The organism is Rhodococcus sp. 14-2496-1d, assembly GCF_002259365.1.
Lineage (GTDB): Bacteria > Actinomycetota > Actinomycetes > Mycobacteriales > Mycobacteriaceae > Rhodococcoides.
On sequence record NZ_NPFV01000025.1, the window covers coordinates 1 to 20,648 of the forward strand.

At 59.2% G+C, this 20,648-nt stretch carries 10 protein-coding genes; 2 read left to right on the forward strand and 8 right to left on the reverse strand.

What is annotated here, in order from left to right; translation table 11 throughout:
• Positions 1-34: 34 nt before the first annotated feature.
• The gene (locus CH296_RS18035; protein ID WP_094685391.1) at positions 35-508 is read right to left on the reverse strand and encodes a DUF6642 family protein; all 474 of its coding nucleotides are present in this window, start codon (positions 506-508) and stop codon (positions 35-37) included.
• Between the two features lie 178 nt (positions 509-686).
• Here CH296_RS18035 and CH296_RS18040 point away from each other — a divergent pair, with 178 nt between their 5' ends.
• Entirely contained in the window at positions 687-5,582 is a 4,896-nt protein-coding gene (locus tag CH296_RS18040; RefSeq protein ID WP_143546376.1) for an AAA domain-containing protein, read from the forward strand.
• Positions 5,579-7,249 (forward strand): DEAD/DEAH box helicase, encoded by a 1,671-nt coding sequence (locus CH296_RS18045; RefSeq protein WP_179277758.1) that lies wholly within the window; start codon positions 5,579-5,581, stop codon positions 7,247-7,249. Before CH296_RS18040 ends, CH296_RS18045 begins: the two co-directional genes overlap by 4 nt.
• A gap of 160 nt (positions 7,250-7,409) precedes the next feature.
• Here CH296_RS18045 and CH296_RS18050 read toward each other — a convergent pair whose 3' ends face one another.
• From CH296_RS18050 to CH296_RS28620, 7 genes are all read right to left on the reverse strand, one after another.
• On the reverse strand, positions 7,410-8,225 hold the full coding sequence (locus CH296_RS18050) for an HTH domain-containing protein (RefSeq protein WP_218830264.1): 816 nt from the start codon (positions 8,223-8,225) through the stop codon (positions 7,410-7,412).
• A 247-nt stretch (positions 8,226-8,472) separates the two neighbouring features.
• Positions 8,473-10,530, reverse strand: a complete 2,058-nt coding sequence (gene brxL, locus CH296_RS18055; protein ID WP_179277759.1) for a protease Lon-related BREX system protein BrxL — start codon at positions 10,528-10,530, stop codon at positions 8,473-8,475.
• Positions 10,527-12,866, reverse strand: coding sequence for a BREX-1 system phosphatase PglZ type B (pglZ, locus tag CH296_RS18060; RefSeq protein WP_094685395.1), 2,340 nt, complete (start codon positions 12,864-12,866; stop codon positions 10,527-10,529). Before pglZ ends, brxL begins: the two co-directional genes overlap by 4 nt.
• Positions 12,863-16,033, reverse strand: a complete 3,171-nt coding sequence (locus CH296_RS18065; RefSeq protein WP_094685396.1) for a hypothetical protein — start codon at positions 16,031-16,033, stop codon at positions 12,863-12,865. Before CH296_RS18065 ends, pglZ begins: the two co-directional genes overlap by 4 nt.
• Entirely contained in the window at positions 16,030-19,482 is a 3,453-nt protein-coding gene (gene brxC, locus CH296_RS18070; protein WP_094685397.1) for a BREX system P-loop protein BrxC, read from the reverse strand. Before brxC ends, CH296_RS18065 begins: the two co-directional genes overlap by 4 nt.
• Positions 19,479-20,036 (reverse strand): BREX protein BrxB domain-containing protein, encoded by a 558-nt coding sequence (locus CH296_RS18075; protein ID WP_094685398.1) that lies wholly within the window; start codon positions 20,034-20,036, stop codon positions 19,479-19,481. Before CH296_RS18075 ends, brxC begins: the two co-directional genes overlap by 4 nt.
• The gene (locus tag CH296_RS28620; protein ID WP_143546377.1) at positions 20,036-20,416 is read right to left on the reverse strand and encodes a hypothetical protein; all 381 of its coding nucleotides are present in this window, start codon (positions 20,414-20,416) and stop codon (positions 20,036-20,038) included. Before CH296_RS28620 ends, CH296_RS18075 begins: the two co-directional genes overlap by 1 nt.
• Between the last annotated feature and the right edge of the window lie 232 nt (positions 20,417-20,648).

Here is a 20,648-nt window from a genome sequence, read left to right on the forward strand (position 1 = left end):
CCTGATCGACACGACGAACACGGGGCGGGGACTTTCAGTTGGCCACCAGTGGGGACCTCGACCTGGCCACCAGTGGGTACTTTTTCATGGCCACGGACAACATCAGTTGTGCAGCATCAGCATTGAGCACCGAGCATGAAGCGATGTAGACAACGAATCCCGGCTCCTGCTGGGACAGCATAGAAGCAAGTGAATCGAGCGAGACGGCCTTCTTGCCTACATCGAATCCATCTCGGTCGCCATGGAACGCGAGGTAGACGATGTCGTATCTCGGCTTTTTCCGATAACTCATTCTGCTGATGTGATACTCGAGCTCGGCAACCGTGTTGACGTTTCTGTGCACCAACCGCAGGTAGTTTTGGAGCTCCAGCAGTCGCAACACGTGTTCGACGCTGAGCTTGTCCCACGGATCGTCGTCCTCCCACTCACCTTCTAGACACAGCAGCCCGGGTGGCTTTGTCGAGCTGGCCCTGACTTGCTCGGTACGTGAAAGGTCAGCTGCTGCCATGTGAGCTCCTCGATCGTCTGAACTTCATTCCGAGAGTACGAGCCACGCCATTCGCGGGGGCAGACTTCGGCGAACTTCGGCCGCACCTGCCGTGTGTCCCGTCAGCCAACCGACCGCCCGTCACGGTTGTCCGACTCTGGCGATAGATTGTCGGGACAACCTTGGAGTGAGGAGTGCGGTGACCGTTCACAGCGATGAGGTCGGCGGAAGAGTCCGTCGATTGCTTGAGTTCCTGCGCGAGACGGTCTCGGCTCAGTCCAAACCGGTTCGCGCCTACGGGCCGACGACGCGGCTTGAGTGGCTCTATCGACGTGACCGTGATGTCCAGGTCGATGCGAGCGCAACAGCAGGCGACGTAGTCGTCAGAGTTGTCCGAGTCAGTGTTGAACCGCCCCCGGAACTACCCGAACAGCTCGTCGATTCGGTGGAAGGTCCGATCGACAGAGCCGCCGAACCGCCGACTCTCGCAAGCGGAGCCGGCGTAACCGAGTCGAAGGCGTTTCGAGCGTGGCTCAACGAATGGCAGACGTGGGCAGCCGACGACGCGACGAAACGTCCGCTGGCCGAGCTCTACTTGTCGGTCGATCGAATGCGAGAAGAGTCGCACACACAGCCAGAGACAGTCGAAGTCGTTCTGGCGTCGGGACTCCTATCGGCCACGTTGTCCGGAGTGTCCATCGATTCCCATCTGGTCACTCAGCCGGTGGAGGTCACGAGAGACGAGGACACCGGGGATCTGCTGGTGAAGTTGACGGCTGGAAGTAGCCCTCGGCTCGAAGACCGGCAACTGTTGCTCGGACTGAAAGGACTACACACGGCACCAGCCGCATCCCTTGCACAGAAGCTCGGCGATGTCGCGGGCTCGCCGATCGCAAGCTCTGTATCCATGATTCTGAAGGAGTGGTCAAATTCGGCCATCTCCAGCATCACGTACGTCCCCGATCGACATGTTCCGCCTGCCGCGCGTCGCGGGACGGTTCGTGAGTCACCTGCATTGCTGCTTCGTCGTCGAACCGGCTTTGCGCTCGTCTCCTACTACGACGCCATGATTGCTGCATTGAACGACGGTGCCGATGTTCCGCTGGGACTCCAACAGCTCGTCGAAAGCATCGAGTCGACAGACCGGCTCGACTGGCTGGCGCGTCCCAGCTCAGAGCCGTCGCCAGAGATTCTATTTCCACTTCCCGCGAATCGCGCGCAGTCCAGCATCATGGAGAAGCTCTCACTCGACACGGGTGTCGTTGTCGAAGGGCCGCCCGGAACGGGAAAGACCCACACCATCGCAAATCTGATGTCTGCGTTGCTGGCTCAGGGTCAGCGAGTTCTCGTCACCAGTGAGAAGTCGCAGGCATTGCGAGTGCTACGAGACAAGTTGCCGGCGGAACTGCAAGATCTGTGTGTGTCGATCACCGACCTTGCGAAGGGCGGGTCGGAAGAACTCGACCACAGTGTCTCGGTGATCGCCGGCCGACTTGCGGATTTCGAGATCGCTCAGGCGGACCGGCATATCGAGAGAATCGCCGGGGCTCGTTACCGAGCGATCAACAAGAAGCACACCCTCGAAGAAGCGCTGACGTCGACACGGTCCGAGGAGTCCGAGGTCCTGAACTTCGGCTCCCACTACGAGGGCACGTTGTCGGGAGTGGCCTTGCAGCTTGCTGCGTCTGCCGCCAAGCTGGCCTGGGTGCCGGGTCCGCTGTATACAGAGTCGACGCCCCTCACCTCGGCGCAATTTGCTGAGCTCGCGGGTCTGCTGGTCGTGAATGAGCTTCACGCGGCGGACCGTCGCGAACAGTCTTTTCCGGACCTGTCCACAGTGCTACCGAGCAAGACTGTGGTCACTCGACTGTGCGACGGTGCAAGCAGTCGGGCTTCGGTATCTGCACTCGCTGATGTCCCGACGGCGGAACTGCGCCGCCTGGCGGCACTGTCTCGTCAGGTTCTTGCGCGCTGTACGCAGCTGGATGGGAACCTCCGTGCCGCGCTGGACGGTTTGTTGTCCGGTTCGCTCGGCTACCTGTGGACGAGGGCAAGTGAGGCGTCAGCCCTGCTCGACGACGCGAAGTCCGCCGACGCAGTGGTCGGCACAGCGAATGTGGTCGTAGACAGAGCCGATCTCGTTGCTCTGGAGACGTACGACGCTGCCGCGCGTCTCTACACAGAAGGACGGTTCGACACCCTCCGCTGGTTGTGGACGCCGAAGGAGCAGACCGCGGTCGACGAACTAGGCGCAACAGCCACAGTCGACGGCGTTCCGGCTCAGGGAGGCCATGCATACCGCGTTGTTGCAGAACATATTCGTGCGCTTCGTTCGGTAGACGAGGCCGCATCGCTGTTGGTGGACTTTGGTATTCGCGTTCCGCACCGAGACAGTCGCGCGGCGCGTATCAACGAGCTAGACGGTGCCGTGCGCGACGTGGCGCTGGTGCAGGACGTCGTCGGGCGGATTGCAACAATCTCGGATGAGCTCGAAGACCGGGTGGCACTACGAACGCTCGACGGCGTGGAAGGGCTGTTGTCGGATATCGAGAAGGCGCTGGCGGGCACAAATGCACGCGACGCGTTGGAGCGGCTTGTGGTGATCGCCGACGGTTTCGACGCTGCAACTGGAGGGGCGAACAGCACAGAAGCGCTCGCACTTTCGGACGCACTCCGCACCGCCGACCGCGAGGCATTCGACGCTGCGGTCCGTGCATATGCACGAGCGAGCGTCGAACAGCAGCAACAGTTGTCGATGGATGCACTGCTGCGGGATCTCGATGCAGCAGCACCGACACTTGGTCATCTGGTCACGAGCGACCGCGTCACCGACTGGGTTGCTGTTGCCGGCGATTTCGAGGATGCATGGGCGTGGAGGTGGGCGAACCAGCACGTCGAACATCGTCTCGTCCGCCCCGAAGCATCGAACCTGGACGATCTCTACGAGGATGTAGATGGAGAGATCTCCCAGCTCACAGCGACACTGGCGGCGGAGAAAGCATGGCGAGAGTGTCTGCAGCGCATGACGTCACGGGAGATGCAAGCGCTCCACACCTACCAGGAGAGCATCAGCAACATCGGTGTTGGCAGTACCAAAATCGCACAGCGTTACCGAGCCTCAGCACGGGCTGCCATGCAGGAAGCGCAGAGTGCTGTTCCGGCGTGGATCATGCCGATCGGGCAGGTTCTGTCTTCGATTCCGCCGCAGCAGAACGTCTTCGATGTCGTGATCGTCGATGAAGCGAGTCAGGCGGACATCAGCAGTCTGTTTTTGATGTGGCTCGCACCGCGGGTGATCGTGGTGGGCGACGACAAGCAGTGCGCACCGGATCGAATACAGCAGGTCTCCGACGACACTGTTTTCGAGCGTCTGGACTCTCACCTCGGCGATCTACCGATGCACGTCCGGAACAATTTCAGCCCTCGCTCGAGCCTGTTTTCGCTTCTCCGGAGCCGGTACAACCAGCGTGTGCGGCTACGTGAGCACTTCCGGTCCATGCCGGAGATCATCGAATGGTCGTCGCAGCAGTTCTATCGAGACACTCCGCTGATTCCTGTTCGACAGTTCGGAGCGGAACGCCTGCAACCGCTCGTGTCGACCTACGTCGAGGGCGCTGAAACGACGGGGTCGAGTGCGACCTTGGTCAACGAGATCGAAGCACGTGGCCTCGTCGAGAGACTGTGCGAGTGCATCTCCGATCCTGACTACGACGGTATGACTTTCGGAGTCGTCGTTTTGCAGAGCCGTGCGCAGGTCGAGTTGATTCGCTCACTGATCACAGAGGCGGTTCCTGCCGAGCAACGGGACAGTTTGCGTCTTCGAGTGGGAACACCTCCCGATTTTCAGGGAGATGAGCGAGATGTCATGTTCGTGTCGATGGTCGTCGGCGCGGGATCGTCGAGCAATGCGTTGACCAACGAGATGTGGCAGCGCCGCTTCAATGTCGCTGCAAGCCGCGCTCGTGATCAGTTGTGGTTGTTCCATTCTGTTCGGGCAGGGGATCTGTCGCCGCTGGATCTGCGGACGTCGTTGCTCACCTATATGGAAGCTGCCCCCACTGTCCCGGTTCCGGAGATGCCGCAGGTTGTCGACGAGCAAGCTCTCCACAGTGATTTCGTATCGATGACAGCGCAAAGGGTGTTCGTCGCCCTGCGCGATCGCGGATACCACGTCAATTCTGCGATCGAGATCAACGAACTCGTCCTGGATCTGGTGGTCACCGGTGTCGCATCGAAGGTCGCGATCGAATGCGATGACGACCGTGAGCGTTCGAGAGACGTTGTTGTCGAGCGCCTTCGCCGAGAAATGGATTTGAAGCGGTGTGGGTGGACGTTCGGAAGAGTGCGTGCGTCCCAGGTCGTCGTCGACGTGGACACGGCGCTCGCCCCGATCATAGAAATTCTGGACGCGGTCGGAATTCTTCCCGGTGAAGTGGAGATTGCAGACGCTGGCCGGGCCGAGAGTTGGAAACCGGTTGTACTGAGCGCGAATTCCAACGATGATGCCCCTCCTGACGAGGAGCCGGTGACTCCTGCTCCGGTTGTGGATACCGTGGTCGCGCCGTTGCCTACGGTGATCGAGGAAAAATATCCAGTCCGTTCGACTTCCGTTCAGGTCGTCGAGCTCGAGCCGGGGGAGACACGACCGCCGAAGCTCGATGGGTCGCGCGAGATTCGGGTCGACTCTCGATACTCGACCCCGCGACGGTCCACCCCGGTCAAGCGCGTGCCGGTGACGACGCGTCCTTCGCCGGCAGTCATGCCGAAACGGGCACCGTCGAAAAAGCCCGTCGTTTCGACAGCACCTGTAGCCGCGGCTACAGCGGGGGTCGGTATCGAAACGCTCCCTGCCGCGGTGCAAGCGGCATTGGCATCGCTACCCGCGGCTTCCCTTTCGACGGGGCGCGTCATCGCAGTGGCTGCAGCGCGTCGTGACGCGCCACTTACGTTGCGGCGTTGCTCGTTGATAACAGGCATGAACCCGATCGCTGCTCAGCAACTGCTCGCAGACTTGGAACTGACAAAGAAGCTCGTGCGCCGACAGCGGCCCAACGGCGTTGCCGAATGGGTACGACCCGAGGACGCGGGATCATGACGGAATTGAGGGCTTGGCAGAAGGAAGCATTCGAGGCCTGGCGAGGGGCCGGCAATCGTGCCATCGTCGAAGCAGTCACAGGCACTGGTAAGACGCGTGTCGGTGTGGCTGCGATCGTGTCGGCGCGGAGCCTGAACCAGCAGGTCCTCGTCGTGGTGCCCACCATCGATCTTCTCGAGCAGTGGCACACGGAGGTCAAACAGCAACTCCCGTCGGTATCGGTTGGGAGGCGGGGGAACGGGCATCGGGACGACTTTCGGCATAGCAGCGTTCTGATCACCACCATCCAATCGGCCATCATGAAGGGTGCCCCTCAGCCGCGTCCCGGTGCCTTGATGATCGCGGACGAAGTCCACCGCTATGGCACCGACGGGTTCGCGCGAGTCTTCACCGATAGGTTCGATCATCGCCTCGGATTGACGGCCACGCTGGAGCGTCAGGACGAAGGTGTCGACACGCACATCCTCCCGTACTTCCGAACGAAGATTGCAGGATGCGACTTCGCCCGTGGACGGAGAGACAACGTCCTTGCTCCAGTCCGCGTGATGACGGTTGCCATCGACTTCACACCAGACGAACGTGCCAAGTTCGAGGAACACGATGCGATCGCAAGAGATGCGCGCAAGAATTTGATCAGCAAATACGACTGTGTCGCATCGCCTTTCGGTGAGTTCATGAAGACCGTGACGAAGCTCGCCGAACACCGAGACCTTCCGGAAGGACGACTCGCCAGCCGGTACTTGTCGGCATTCAGCAAGCGACGCTCGTTGCTGGCGGACTGCCAGGGCAAAATCGATGCGCTCGGAACGTTGGCACCGGCATTGGCGAAGTCAGATCGGTCGATCGTGTTCTCCGAGACGAAGGCGTCGGCCGAAGCAGGCTCGGCACTTCTACGAGAGCGCGGTGTGCAGTCCAGCGCTTACTCCAGTGGACTTGATCGTTTGGCCAGAACTCGAGTGCTGCAACAGTTCCGCAGCGGAGCACTGACTAACCTTGTCGCACCCAGGGTGCTGGACGAGGGAATCGACGTTCCTGCCGTGGATGTCGGCGTCATCATCGCCAGCAGCAGTTCCCGACGTCAGATGATTCAGCGCATGGGGCGGGTGCTGCGGCTCAAGCCCGGAGACCGGGCAGCCGCATTCGTGATCATGTACGTGCCGGGCACCATGGAGGACCCGTCGCTCGGCGCGCACGAGGCGTTCTTGGAGCAACTCCTCGAGATTGCTGAGGAACAGGTAGATGTCCCCATCGCGCAAGCGTCAACGCTACTAACGGAATGGTTGACGCGACCTGTAGAACCCAAACTGAAACCGATGCTCGTCTCCTCCAAGCCACCGACGTTCATCGAGCCTGTTGCCGCTGCTGAACTGTCCCGGTCCCAAGGCCGGAACCGTGCTGTCTCGGCTGCCTCTGTGTCGAGTCCGTCTGCAGTGCGGATGGATTCAGTAGCAGATTCGATCGGCACGCCCGGCAATCTCGATCTGATGTTGCGGTATGCCGCGACGTTGACAGCGAAGGAGGCTCGGATTCTCGTCGATGTCTTCGGACTGGGCGGGGAGCCGCCTGTGTCGATTGCTCGGGCCGCTAAGTCGGCGTCTGTTGCAATCGAGGTTGTGGCGAAACTGCGAAGAAATGGTATCGACGCCGCACGGGCCTTGGCCCCTTGAAGTCTTGCGGCGTGCCGAGTTTTGGCAACCCGCGGAAAGAAGACGTTCGGCGACTTTCGCAACCCACCGACCGTTGTCGTTTTCCGTCGGCCACGTTCAAGTCGCGGGATGTGTCCCAACAGCCAAGCTATGTTGGTACTCATGATAGGGGTCGATGCGGCTAGTTGCCGGGGAAAAGCTGATGTTGCAATTTGCTTAGCATCTCTTGCTGCTGCCGTAATTTAATCTTTGGGTCTATTACTTGTATGAACTCGACGGCATTGAATCCGTCTCCCTTTCGCCTGTTTTGCGGCGGTTCTAGTCCTTCGATTAACAACGCTTCCATCGTAGCGATGAGTGTGTTTACTTCGATGCTGTCTGACCGGGCTGCAGCGAGGATTCCGTTGTCATCGACTGGACGCACACCGAACCACGAGAATCGATCCCACCTACCCTTGTGTCTATCTCGAGTATGTTCCCACAGCCTTAATCCCATGCGCGGTTCCGTTACTCGGCCCACATAGACAATACGACTTCCGTCGTATAGCAGATAAACGCCCACCTGTTCTCCGAAGTCCACCGGTGCGCTCCCGGATTGCTGTTCACCGAGAAGCCGAATCGGTTTTTCGCTCCACATAGTTTCATCCCGGTGCCAGAAAATTCCAAAAGCGTTTATCAGTCCCATTTCTTCTGCGGCGGCATCTGAAGTATTGTTCAGATCTTTCATGTTGGTGAAATCTTCCGGATGTGAAGTTTCCGCTGCCAGCTGTGGCTGTGTTGTCTCTTTTAAGCGGTAAATTCCTCGTTCGATTTTTATGACATTATTCCTCAGGGGATCTTGTGAAAGAAGTGATGCCACCGTGTTCGCTGGAGTTGCCCCGACCTGCAAGCGGTACTTCCGATCGATGATCTCCTGTGCAATCGCAGAGTAGTGCATATCCCCTGTGTTTTCATGTAGCACCCGAACTATTGCTTCTCGCCATCCCATATCGGCCATCTGCTAACTGTAGCAATTTCTATCCCGGAAGTTTGCCTTCGGATCAAAAGCCCACCGAAGGAATCTGTAGCTGCGGGTCTAGGGTAGGGGCTATGGTTCATCGAGATGCTCATCAATTTCCAACAACGATGCCCGCCTTGGTGTTTCCGTGGTGGTGGTGCACCGTTGGTACGTGTCGAGGCTGTCAAGTTTCGATATGAAGGTAAATTATGCAGCAGAATTGATTCGGATGTAGGCGGTCTGAGAGTCATTCGTCCAGGGCCTTGATCAACGCGTCTTGGGCATCGCTGTAGAAGATGAACGACACCTTCGTTGCAACCTCGTCACTTACATCGAGTAGTTGGCGCCGGGTAGACACCGGAAGCAGAAGCGCTGTGGCACCCTTCTCCATTGCGTGCTCAGCCAGCGCAGCTGCATTTAGTACTGTCTCCACGCCGCCGCCCAGCGAGAGGTTGCCGACGGCGATGAGCCCGCCACGCACGGAACGCTGAAGCATTGATGATGTGAGAGCAAGGAGAATGGGTAGGCCAAGACCGGCCCCTGTCTTCGCGGCGTCTAGGGCGCGAACCTGGGCTGTGAGGTTGTGCTCACGAGGGTCGCGATCTCCCACCAGCACGCGCGCTTGCGCGACGAGGTTCTGCTCAGCCACCTTGAAGCTTTCGCGAAGTGGCGCGGGTGCCGCTTGGTTGAGGAGACCACGGGTCCCAGCACCGGGAGTGTCTGCAGCTTCAATCCTATAAAGGCCAGCCCCTACTTCACCGTCGCCTTCGGCAATGGCCCAGACCTGCCCCGGCGGTAACGGATCGAGGCCAATAGAGTCAGGGCTGGCGAGCTCGGGTGTCGAGACGAACTGTTCGATACCCTCGCCGATTCGGTAGCCGAACTGAGTGTTACGAAACTCTGCTGCACCGATTCGACGCTGCTGCTCTTTGACTCGGCGGCGGCACTCCAAAGCAATGCGGACAGCCCACTCCAGGTCTTCGTCCGAAATCAGCGCCTCGGCATTGGGGTATAGCAACTTTAGTAGTCCGTCGACCGTTTTATTGACGGCAGAGAGGTCACGCCCTGACAGGGCGTCCGAGTAATTGACGCGACCTTGTATTGACGCAAGCCGGGACTGAGCTCTTAGGTACGACCAGCACTCGGAGAGGAAATCGCTCACGAGGCCGAAGTGGTGAGTGAAGTAGGTAGGGTTGAGTTTTGGGACGTCCCAGCCGGGCAGGTACGCATGTACGCGATCCATAAATGCTGTGTCGTCGCGCATCTCGGGTGGTAGCGGTGACAGCAGGTGCCCGATCCTCTGCTGATGAGTGACATCGACATCGAAGTTTCCGACCAGCACGATTGAGCCGTCTGCGCGGATGGATTCACGGCCACGGGAGAACTCGCCGGACTCCATGTAGCCCTTCATGATGTTGACGCCATCCTTCTGGTCGAAGGAAACACCGGATACTTCGTCAAAGCAGACGACGTCGTATTGCGCAACGAGTCCGCGCTGCCCGGTGGCGTTGTTAACGAACATGCGTGCAACGGTAGCCTTGCCGCCCGAAATCAAGTGAGCGTATGGGGAGACCTGCTGATAAAGGTGTGATTTACCAGTTCCGCGTGGGCCTAGTTCGACCATGTTGTAGTTGCGTTGAACGAACGGAACCATGCGAAGAAGCAACACGTCCTGCTCGCGGACCGACAGTTGCTCGGGCTCGAAACCAACGGAGCGAAGCAGCAGGTGCTTCCACTGCTCGGTGCTGAAGCGGGATCGGCCCTCGGCCAGGCGTACTAGTGAGTCGCGGGTCGAAAGCTGTATGGGTCGCAAGGAGCCGATCGCGAACGGTTTCCCGTTGTTTTCGTCCGCAATGATTGCATCGTAGTAGAGGTCGACTTCAGCATAAAAGCCACCCGTCAGCATGCGTTCGTTATCGCGCACCACCGCATCGTCAATGCGGACATCTTTAAGGCCCAGGCTTGGTAATTCCGCAATGTAGACGTTCGATTTAGCGTCTAGGCGTGCCTTGACGAGGTCGATAAGTTTGATTGTCATCCGTTCACGGGCGCGCGATTTGAAAAGTTCTTCTTCGCCCGCGCGAACGGTTCGGTCCGAAAGCAATCTGCGAACGACTTTGAGGCCTTCTTCGATTTCGTCCGGGTCCGTAGTGGCGCAGTACCGGCCGATGAGGAACTCGCCAACGTATGTCGGCACAGGATATGCACCCTTGAACTGCTGCGCGAGATCCTTGCGAACTACATAGCCCTCGAATGCCGACGCTGCGAGGTCGTCGATTGCATCGAGCATGATTGTGTCGGTCATGCGGTGCCCCCTACCGTCGTCTGGTGTTGCGCGATGATGACGCCGTCTGCTGAGAGGAGAACCACGTAGGCGGTAGTCCCCTCAGCTGCGTCTTCTTCGTCGACTAGAAGTTTCAACTCTCCAGGCTCGGACGGCGACTTCGGGCCCGCTACAGTCGTGGAGGGATCCGCGGGTGCGAGACGGACTTCTGCGGTGACGTCAGCCTCGGCCGGCTCGAAGTCGACGCGACAGCGTTGGCCGGTCCACCGAATGCCTTCGATGCGCGTACTACCGGAAGTGACCGCGGCGGCCGAGATTTCGATGACTGGAATTACGCATTCTTGCAGGCTCAAGCCACCATGCTCATAAACCGTCCCCGCTTCGAAGGCAGCCGCTCCAGGGGCGCTCACCATCTCGATCGAGGAATCCCATGTCCAAGGCACGATCGGAAAGTTTGGCCGAGTGACACCGGCCTTCAGCCGTGCAACTCGTGGCTTGCGCGCAGCGTCGCCTTCAGTGACCGCTAGAGGGAGAACCACCTTGATCGCGGCCGATGCGGGCATGAGAAAGCCGTGGTCCGTTACAACAACGACCTGCCGCCAGCCTGCAGCCAAAAGGCATTTAATTCGTTCTGCAACCAGGTCGAGCTGCTGGTCAAGCATGTCGACGAGCGCGTGGCCGTGGTCGTGACCCAGCGCGTCTATCGTGTTGGTCTGAGTCCAACCGATCTTGTTGACGTCGCCAGTCTCGGCCGTTCTCCAATTGAGGTACTGCACCCCTGCGCTGGCAAGGGTCGAGCGGAAGACCTGGCCCCTTACCGAACGACCCTCGGCATCGGCTGCGTCGAATGCCTGGCCAGCGCCGAAGTTGGCCGCGACTGGTGCGACAGCAGGCTGCCCCGTCGGGGTCACCGTGGGGAACGCCGCAAGCCTTGACGATACTGAAATTCTGAACGGTGTCAGGCTTTGAGCCAGCCGTTGTGCGAGATCGAAGCGTAATGCGTCAACGAATACCACACATGTCCCGGCGGCGACGTCAAGACCGGTATCGCCCTGATATCCATCTACCGCTGCCGCCTGGAAGGTGCGCGCTGTCATCTCCACCCAGGGGTCGTAAATTCTCGTTAGGGTTTTGCACACGGCGTCGCGATCCGACGCCGTTGTAGCCGCACCGATGGCCCGCAACGCCATGTCATCGATCTTATGCCCCTCGGCCGCGTACCAAGCCACCTGTGCATTTAAGTCACCGGCGCGCGCGGGCGTCATAGACATCTCGGCCAACTCCGCGAGAAAACCTACAGCGCGGGCCAGTGGTGCGAGCCCCAGCTCACCCCAGACACTCTCTTCTCGCCACAGATGAGAGGCAGCGAGTTCCTTAACTGCTGTGCGAGTCTGACCAGGGTCGTGCTGCGCGTTAAGGTCTTTGAGTGCTGCACGGAGCTGATCTTCCTCCTCCAGATTCCATGATGGCCACGAGTCGGGGTGCGGATCCGTGCCGCCAAAGAGGTCACCGGCGGGGCGGGCATTGTCCAGAACAGCCGGAAGCCGCGGGTAGCGACCAGGATTTTCGGTGAAACGAGCCCACACCTGACGCCAAGCACCCTCACGGGCACCGAGGCAAGCTGCGGCGGTCAGCTGACCGTCCTTCGTCGGGTCGAATCCGTAGACCGAACGGCAGGCCTCGACGAACGCATCCCAGCGAGCACCTTCAAAGGTCTGCTTCGTGCCGTCAGGGTCATCGAGCCAATCAAGCAAGGCACGAACACTGTCCGTCATGACGAGCGAGTGCAGCCGCGAAGCGTCAAGACGTCCCATATCACGTAGTTCGTCGACGTCTTCTGTGAGTAGGCGATCAACAACATTCATCAGCGCGGACTTAGTCTTAGCGTCGCCTGCGATGTCAAGCCCCGCTCCATTCTTCGAGCCAAGAAATGAATGCGGTGTCCAGGCGGTCTGGCCATGCGTAGAAAGCCACCAGTTCGACCGGAGCGCAACGTCTGCAAGAGGCGATACGGCGGAGTCAAGGGTAGTAAAATCGGACAATGAGCTTCGGCCGTGGCCCGGAAGGTAGATCACCCAAGGGTTGCGGTCGTTGCGGTCGGCCAGATGTGGTGGGAGTTCAATTGAATCAGTTGCGGACAGAACGGCTCGAATCCAGATTGCAGGCCCCTGTGCCATGGCCAAGTCGTATTCGCCGAGTACGAGGATTGGCGCAGCTTCTTGCAGTACGGAGATAAACGGCTCCCACACGCGGTCTGGGTCCGGCCAGAAGACGGCCGCCGGCGGAATGCTGGTGTCTGCGTTGTACTTCGCGGCATCGCGCAGAGCCTGCGCGACAACGTCTCGAACGATACTCACGGCTTCACCGCAGCATGCCGCCGTGCTTCTCGGCGTTCCTCCAGGGTCGGGTGAAGATCGTTAATTCGCTGGGAGCCGTCGGCATTCGTGCCCCGGTCTTTTCTCCAATGCACATTGACCTTTGACCGCAACACCCCAGCCGTCACGAATGGACGGATATTGGGCCGCACGCCGTCGTCCAGGTCAGGGTTCCATCCGATCGGTTGCTCGTGAAGTCCCTTCCACCGGACGTAGACGTCGTACGGTGGCGCGCCGTCTAGGATCAGCTTAAGCTTCTCCTGCAATGCCTCAGCCGCTCTGAGGCGAGCGCTCGCTCCGGCACGGCCGGCAGCATCTTCGTGCTTTTGGCGCTCGATCCACGCACCCAATGATGTGAAGGTGAGCTTCTCAAGTGTCCGATGGTCGAGCCGGTGGTAGTTGACCACCGCCGAGAAACCGTCCTTAAGGCCATCCCATACGTGCCATAAAAACGGCCTGTTGTCGAAAACTTTGACGTGCTGTGCAAAGAAGGTCTCTCGCAGCCAGTCCTCCAAGCGGCCGTTCGTCCCGTCGGCTTTATTAACCAAAAACCGTTCCATGCCACTGGACCATTCACTACCGTAGGCTTCAGCTAGCATCTCACGTAAGCGAGTTGCTAGATCTAACTCCCCCGGGAGCGACTGTAAAGCAGCGATGCCATCAATATCTGCGAACCGATCGAGGGCGTCGGGTTGCTGCTCGGGCCACCGATGGCCGAGCATACGCGCTAATGCAACCTGCAGAGGGTGGTCCGATCCGGATATATCGCCGGTAAATAGCCACTGCGTCGGGTCGACGGATTGCGGGCTTGGTAACGGGCCAGCCGCAGCGGCAGCCTCGGACCAGCGCTCTCGATCAAATGGTATTTTAACTAAAGTTGCGTTCGTGACCTTCAGAGCAGAATCTATTTGGCGAACGTCGCGCGCATATTCGTCGCTTGAGAGATACGCCCACAACGCGGGAAGATCGTCAAGGTCCTGTGGTACAAGCACGGCGGTGTTCATGTCGAATATCTCGCCCGTGTATAGCGTGGCCGGGAGGCTGCCCATCTGGGAGACGGCAACGCCTCTCTTTCCCCACGCGAAGCTTCCCTGAATACGAGCTTGAGGGCTACCCATCAAGGCGACACCATTTTCTTGCCACCAAATAATCTGATCGCGGCCGCCGTACGTCTCCGTCTTGCTAAGCGAACTCTGGATGGGGCGAAACTCTGCATAATGCGCCGGGACTTCCCATATTTTACGCATGTAACGTGGGTTGTCACCCGTCGTGACTCCTTGAGATGAGCTTGCAAGTGCTGAAAGTAGTGTTGATTGATCGATTACCGTGAGTGTTATGCGGTGGTCGGGATTCGCAATCTGGCTATCAATCGAGGCTTTCAGAATTGGCTGGCTTTGAAGCAAGTGAGCAACCGCGTCAGGTGCCCCGCCATCGGAGGCGTCTACACCCGATAGGGTGCGGCGGTGGTCTTGACTCGACACGACCAAATCCGAGTTGAAATCCCACATGCTAGTGGTGAAGCCGTTTACACCGAGTGCTGCAACGAAGTGCTGTTCGTTTCTTGCGAGAGTCTCCTTCCGGAGCCGGGAGTAGGTGATTTGATACCGCCAATTCTGCGGCAGGACAAAAGCCCGAGAGCTTTTTTCCCAACGTCGCCACATCGAATAAGCCAGGTTGCCGCTTGCGGCTACATCGAAGTCTCTGGTCAGTTCCTTGAAATCGTCGGCCTGCCGGCTAGACGAGAGGAACGGTGGGTTTGTAGCCACTAATGAATATGACTTCCCTAAGAGGCTGGCAGCGTGTACCACGTCATCGGCGGTCTGGCTTAGAACCGCATCTACTCGCCGCTCACGGCTAAGCGCCTCGGCGAGCAAATCCCTTACCTCGCTCCAGGCAACTCCAATGCTCAGATCGCGACCGAAGAGGCCACCATCTCTGTCAAACGCTAGCTGCGGGTCTATGAGTGATCCGAGGGAGTCTGCCTGACTGAAGAGACTATGGAGGTGGGTCAGCACTTTGCGCAGCTCGTGATCGTCTCCTGCTAAGTTCTCCCAGTCGCTTTGCACGCCACCAATCTGTACGCCAGAGCACGCAATCTGAGGGGTCGGAAGAGTACGGAGCCCGCCCTGTTTCCAGGCTTCGAGTGCGATGTTGAATGCTGCGATTTGCGTGCATCGAGGATCAAGTTCAAGTCCGTGGAGGTTATCGCAAAGAACGGCGTCCTGCGCGTCCGCAGCTGAGAGGCCCTCCTCTTCGGATCGCATCCGCCAAAGCATCCCGAACACCGCGACTAGGAAGTGCCCCGAACCGCAGCACGGGTCCATGACTGTAACTTCAGCCGCAGTAGTCGGCCAATCGTCGAATTTCCCAGCAGCAGGGGTACCGTCGTCGAGTCGGCGCAGATACTCCCAGGAGTGGACAAGCGGAGAATTCGGGTATCTAACCGCCCACCAAGCGCCTAGCGAGTTCTCGAGTAGGAAACGAACCATATAGGTCTCCGTGAACAGCTGCGTGACCGGTGAAAGCTCGGCGCTGCCAATCTTGACCCCGGACTCGTTGACGCGCTTTTTCTCCGCTGTCTGCCAGAATTGGTAAACCCACCCGAGTGCATCCTGTGTCTTGAATACTTCCTTCGGAAGGCTTGAGAGAATCGCTTCGAGCGCGAAACGGTGCTCGGTTGCGAATCGAACTTGGACAGCAGGGTCGTCCGGACGGAAGACACCCGGAAGAATCTCCGACGCAAACCGAGCAGCAACCGACCAGCTATCAGCCTCATCCAGGGCATCGGCGAGCTCCGCGCAATCCTCAAGTGCCAGCGGGGTGTCAAGGAAATCTGGATGACGAAGAAGTCCGTTGGTTTCAAGGAACCGCGAAAAAAGTAACCGATGCCACTGCTCATACGCAACCTCGCGTATCAGGTTATTTAGATTGGCTCCGCTTGGTGAGGTGTCATCGCCGAGCTGTCTTGCCTTCTGTCTCAAACCAAGGCGGAGAGCATTGTCTGCGTCCTTCAAATACGAAGGTCGAGTGGGCTCCGCGACCGCGAGCGTTCGAAGGGCGTCGGCGGCGGCCTGCTCAGCTACATCTCTGGCTCGTTGCACAGCGCGGTCAAGGTGAGTCCGCTGGCCGCCGTTTAGAACGGTGCTCATGATCCCTTCACCATCACAGTGTCGTGTTCGGCGATAGCTTCGATAAGGCTCGAACGAAGGCCGGCAAGATATCTATCAACATCCTGGGCGCTGGCGAGGGTGGCAGCGGGAACGGTGACAATGCCCGCCTTCGGCGCGGTTAGCCGAACGGCGGCCTCTAGCGTCCTGGCGGTTCGTGTAGGTACCGCATCCAGAACTGCGTCCCACGACGAAAGAGGCCGCTGCTGAACTGCTTTTAAGACCGCCTCCGCATCGCCTAGTTCAGGCTTCTCCGCTGTGGCGAGGTTGTGGTCGTTGAGAAGTCGGTCTCGCATTTCAGCGTCCAAAGCAATCCAGGGCGGCTGATTCTGTAGCTCAAGAACCGCCATTTCTCGGGCTCGCTCAACGGCCTCCGCAGCAGCAGCGACCGCTTCGCGTACCGCACCCGCGAGGTCTGTCAGGATCGGACTGATCTGGTCCGTGTCGGCGAGCAGCTCGCGTGTTTGTTGGAACGCCTCTAGGCGAACGCGTGTCTCGGCGGCCCCGTCGAGGTCGATAGCGGCATCCGATAGTGCACGGGCGGCCGTCAGCTTTACGAGCCGCGACGGACGACGTGTCTCAAGCTTATTAAGCCGATCCGTGAACTCGACCAATTCTTCCTTAGCTGCGAGAAGTGCATGAATGCGGTCGTTGCCTGAGAAGTCGAGTATCACCTTGATCGTCTCGGGGAAAACAATGTCGGGAAGGGGAGCGGTTCCGCCGATTGATTCAACCTTCTTTAGCAGCCGATCCATGGCTTGCTCAACGCCGAGAACTAGCGAGTCGTTGTCGACTGTGACGCCAACTTTGCCCAGGAGGCTGCGGGCAGCGATCTTTTCGGCGGCCTTTAGCACCGTGGATTCACGCCTCAGATGTACCGTGCCGAGACGAGTTTGCGCGACAACTTGGGCCGTGGATGCGTCTGATCCGTTGATCGTCGCTCGGATCAGACCGTTGTCGAGGAGCACGCCAACCGCCCCCATCAGCGCATCACGCTGCCATCCAAACGGCGCAGCGAGAACAGCCTTTTCCACGTCGGTGGCAGGCGTACCTGCGCCTCCGATCCGGCCAAGGATCGCTTTTACCACAGGATGTTGCTCAGGGTCGGCGTCGTACCCAACCGCCTTCAGAGCATCCGCGCCTGAGCCCTTCTTGATCCGTTCGATAACAAGGTTCCAGCGAGCGTCGTCGGCCACGTCGAACTTGTGAAAAAGTCGCATTGCCGCCGACTGAGCGCCGTTCTCTATACGGTCTCTTAGTGCACTACCCGTCGGTGCAGAGCCTCCAGCGAGCTGGATGCTAGCCTTGGACAATACGTTTCGGATGTGGTCACCAACCTGGCTCTGCGCGCGCGAAAGCCTGGATTCCGTGGCCCGTCGTGCTTGTTTTCCCTCGTCGTCCTGTGGGATTCCCTGTTGATCGAGAGTGCGCTGTGCAGCAATCTCTGTACGCAGCGCCGCAGCGAACGCCTGGGCCTGAACCCGCGGGAGGTGCACGAGCACGACGGGGGAATCGGAGCCGAGCCCCCGTGCCAGGTCCTCGAACTGTTTTGTTGTCGTGCCGTCGTCCCACTCCGAGCGGAGCCACACTGGGATCGTTTGGGACGTGAGTGGTGGAGCGCTGTCGGTGTGCAGACCCAGCTTCCGTGCGACTTTCGCCTTGCCTTGCGAAACTGATACCGGTATCGCCTTTTCGACAGCAGCACGCAACCTATTGTCGCGGTCTGTACTGATCTCGCTGTCGGTGAGTTGTGCGGCATGCCTTCGAAAAGCCTCGTCCCAAGTCCGACCGGCCGCTGTCTGGAGGCGGTATTCCTCACCGTCCTGCTGCAGAATCCCCGCCTCAGTTAAGACAACTAAAACGTCTGGGACTTCCTGGCGGAGGACAGTTCCGTCGTTGGCCAGATCTTCGACCAACAGGTCTACCAGATGCTCAACTGTGGCGCGGATGCCAATGTCGCCTGGAGGGGTGGTCGGCAGCAGGCTGATCAGGTGGATGAGACCGAGGACGCGGCCTCGAAGTGGCGCTTTCTCCGCTTGTTCGTGAATAAGACGCTGAGTTTCCTTTAGCAGGAGTCCTGCGCCGTTAAGGTCCTCATGCTTCGCAGAGTACAGATAGTCAGCACCGACTACTGTTCCGACAGATTTGAGGGCAACCAGTCGGTTGGCATCGTGCACGATCCGTAGCTGTGACCGCAGTTGTCCGGCTCGGCCGGCGTCGGCCTGCCTTAGGACGCTCTCCCAGAACCGTCGGCGGCTCGGGAGTAATGGGTAGTCCTCGGTCAGGTCAACATCGTCTTGAGCCGTGTGCTGAATCTTGCTCCCAGCCAGCTGACGAGAGATCTGGCCAGATGCTCCATCAAGTGCTTTCTCCAGAATAGAGCGTTTAGCGGGCTCCTTGTTGAGAAGCACCCGTCGGACAACAGCGTCGACGTCTTGATTTTTCAGAACGACCTTTACTGTGAAGCGATCTTGAAGTCTATGCAAAGTCGTATCGGCAGTCAGCTCCTGCTGGCCGGTGGCGACTAGTTGTACGCGTCCGTCGAGTTCGCGGGACACAGACTCAACAAGGTTTTGGACTTCCATTGCTCGTCCACCGTCGCCACTGACATACTGTTGAACCTCGTCGAGGATGACAAGGGTCGGCGGAATCGCCTCGCCACCGACATGTCGTAAAACCTTACGGAGTAGTGCGATCGTCTCGTCCGTAGACAGTGCCCGCGCATCGGGTGGAAATTGACTGCGCAATGCCTTGCGGACATCGGCACCGTTGGAAGCGAAACTCGGATCGGCGAATAGGATAGCGTCTGCGAGCCGACTGCTGAGGTTGTACTCACTCAGTTCCTCGACAAAATCCGCACCGTTCGACTCGACGTGGGCGCGGACGGCATCTAATTCGCCTCTGCTCGCGAGCCAGAGCGCAACCTGGGCTGGCTCAACGCGGGTGGGGAGGCCGGCTGCCCCGAGCACGATGGCGAGAAAGACCGCATTGAGTGTTTCGCCGCTCCGATCGAGCGCACCGGCGGCAGACCACGGGGCCACACCATCGCGCTTGCCGACGGTGGATAGTTCGACGAGCTGGTCTCTGATGCCTTGCGGCAGGTTAACCAGACCGCGGGCAGATGCGCCGCTGGGGAGTGCTGTGTCCGCCCACAGGTGTTGCAGTACCCGCACAAGGTGTGACTTTCCGCTCCCGTAGAAGCCGGAAACCCAAACCGCCGGCTGCGTCGTGCTGCCTCGGTGACCAACGTAGGAGTCGAGGATGCGCTCCAGTCCGTGTTCGTACTCGCCTTCGCACACGAAGCTCGTGAGTTCGTATTCCAGAACTTTCCATTGATTCGAGTCGCCCGGTCGGTCGACGTTCGTCACCCCGTCGTTCGGAATCTCGAAGTCGAGCGGGCGACGGGTGAAGAGCTCGTTATTGATGGTCACGCGAAGTCCTTTTGCGGGTCGATGACGCGAGAGCGGTAATCAAAGCCATCCCGAGCATCCAGTAGACGGAAGGAATGAGTCTCAGGATTGTGGAGACCAGGAAACAGGACAAGTAGCCGACCACGTACTTCACCATCGATTGCTTTTATTACGCTCGACGCACGAAGGAAGGGGAATATTGACCCGATGCCTACAAGCGCCACCACTTGGTCGACCGGTGCGGTGGCCAGGTGCGCGCGAACCTTCTTCACAAGCTCAGCTTCGAACTTGTCAATGATCGAAGGAGTGAGGTCACTCGGATCCTCGAAAAACGATTCTGCGTACCGGTGCGAAGCTAGCCAGCTTCCGAGCTCATCTGTGATGTCGACGAGTGTCCAGCCGTGACCTCCTTCGCCCGTGACCAACTCAAGCCTTGGGAGCGCCGCGCGCATTGCGCGCTCGATGTCCGGCGGGTAAACGAGCATCCACACCCGTTCTCCGCCAGACAGCCCCGAGCGCCACGGGAGGCGTAACTCCTCGGTGTATGCATCGACGAGGTCCGATACGCGACTCATCAGCGGGTCCCTTCGATGAACGGAAAACTGACATCGACCACGTTTCCGGCGACCAGGAGATCGATGAGTCCCTGTGTGTGCGCAGAGCGCAGCGCGTCCAGAGACGCTCCTCCTGGCAGATCGAGCAGAGCAGCCCAAGATGTGTCCAGAACGCCGGTACCTCGCATACCCGCCAGGTGGCCGAGGTAGGCAGCGAACGCGACAGCAGGCGGGAACGGATTGATGGTTTGGCGGACCTTCTTCGTTCGTCCCGCGAGATGGCCAGTTTGGGTCCAAGAAGCGCCCGTGTTTCGCCCCGTCTTGCCGAGAGTCGACTCGGACAAGTCTGCTCCGTAGACGGTGGTCACAGCCTTGGTGAGGTCGTCAGAAGTGACGATCATTGTCGGTGCCGCCCGTTGAATCGCTGGGAACGACGCACGAAGGATGCCGTCCCTCGTGAAGGCTAAGATGCCAGCCATCAGTGGTTGTGCTGCTGCGTCGACGTCCCAGAGCCGTCGCAAAGCGACGAACCCGCGTCGTTCGGGATCCAAAAAATAGAGTTCTCGTAAATGACGGAACGATCGCTGCCTGCCAGTGTGAGTGGGGCGGCCCAGTATGTTGTCATCAACAACC